This is a genomic window from Mycolicibacter icosiumassiliensis (genome assembly GCF_900078685.2).
GTDB classification, from domain to species: Bacteria; Actinomycetota; Actinomycetes; order Mycobacteriales; family Mycobacteriaceae; genus Mycobacterium; species Mycobacterium icosiumassiliensis.
The window spans coordinates 1-1,524 of the sequence record NZ_LT546189.1 but is presented as its reverse complement, the minus strand read 5'-3'; the positions used below and the strand labels follow the sequence as shown (position 1 = coordinate 1,524).

The window sequence follows — 1,524 nt, the reverse complement described above, 5'->3', positions numbered from 1 at the left end:
TCTCTGCGGCGTCGGCGACGACGCTGCGGCTGGCCCCGATGACGCTGCCGGACTCCGCCCAGCTGCGGCTCAAGCGGATGCATCCGTCGGCGAGTTACCGGGCCACCACCGCGACCGTGCAGGTTCCGATCCCGCGTGCCGGCGGTGCCGGTGCGCCCGTCGGTGCGCCTCGCATCCGTGATGTGGAACTCGTCCAGATGGTGGCCGATCTGATTTCGGCACTCGACGGCAAGCCGCAGGGCCAGGTCGATGTGACCGGCGCGGTGCCCGCAGTACGGTAGCCACGATGACCGTCGTCCTGGTCGACCCCCGCAGGCCCTCACTCGTGCCGGTCGAAGCCCTCGCGCTGCTCGCCGGTGAGGTCGTCTACACCGAGGAACTGCCGATCGTGGTGCCGTGGTCGTTGCCGGCCGCCCGATCGGTTCTGGTCGGTGCTTCAGACGTGCCGGCCCCGGTGCTGCTGTCGTCGGACCGCAACCATCCCGACGTCCTCGCCCGCCTCGAGGCCGGGGAAGCCCTGATCGCGGCGCCGGATGCGGCGCCGGGGGAGCGGCTGATCGACGCGGTCGCGATCATGGACCGGCTGCGCAGCACTGGGCCGTGGGAGAGCGAGCAGACCCACGACTCGCTGCGCCGGTTTCTGTTGGAGGAGACCTACGAACTTTTCGATGCGGTCCGCAGCGGCAACGCCGACGAGCTGTGTGCCGAGCTCGGTGACGTGCTCCTGCAGGTGCTGTTCCACGCCCGCATCGCCGAGGACGCGCCGGAGCACCCGTTTTCCATCGACGACGTCGCGGATTCGTTGTTGCGCAAGCTGGTCAACCGGGCGCCCGCGGTGCTCGCCGGCGAGGAGATCTCGCTTCAAGAGCAGGTGGCGCAGTGGGAAGAGCGCAAGGCTCTAGAAAAGCGGTCCCGAGACTCGATCCTCGACGATGTGCCGACCGCACAGCCGGCGTTGGCGTTGGCTCAAAAGGTGCTGCAACGGCTCGCCCGTGCCGGCGTGCCCGCAGACCTGATCCCCGAGACGGTCACCACCGTCAAGCTCGCCGCGGATATCGATGCCGAAAACAACTTGCGCGCAGCGGTTTTGGAACTCATGGACACCGTCCGTGTGGTGGAGAAGGCGATCATCGGGGAGCCCACCGAAGACCAGTGGCTCGCCCACTGGCCGCAGCCCTAGCCTCTCGCTCGGGCCGGCCGGTCGCCTCATCCGTGACTTTGGTTGCGGCTCCCGAGGGTATGGAGATTTGCCCGCCTGTGAGCGACAACCCGGTATTTTCGCAGGTGGCTGTGCGTTCCGGTATTCACGAATGTCACTGTCATCTCAAAATTCTCCAATGTCACGCTTTTGCCGCGGGCTGAGGGGTGCCCGCGTCGTAGCGACAATGGCGATGACGGTTTAGGTGGGAGCCCTGATTGTCGCTGTTAGCCTCGATTTTTCATAGTGCTTGATGCTCAACAGGCCTGGTGCTGGATTGGGTTGTCAGGCGGTGGTTTTGTGCGGTGGGCGTGGTTGGTCGGTCC

2 protein-coding genes are annotated in these 1,524 nt (G+C 66.3%); both read left to right on the top strand.

Annotated features, from left to right (window positions below; all coding sequences use genetic code 11):
• The coding region (locus tag BN4346_RS46790; protein ID WP_154677696.1) for a hypothetical protein at positions 1-281 on the top strand (281 nt) is incomplete at its 5' end.
• Between the two features lie 5 nt (positions 282-286).
• Positions 287-1,180, top strand: a complete 894-nt coding sequence (locus BN4346_RS46785; RefSeq protein WP_067977078.1) for a nucleoside triphosphate pyrophosphohydrolase — start codon at positions 287-289, stop codon at positions 1,178-1,180.
• Positions 1,181-1,524 lie beyond the last annotated feature (344 nt).

Bases quoted from the DNA above. Each gene is read 5' to 3' on its own strand.
- BN4346_RS46785 (WP_067977078.1), top strand. From the start codon at position 287: ATGACCGTCGTCCTGGTCGACCCCCGCAGGCCCTCACTCGTGCCGGTC.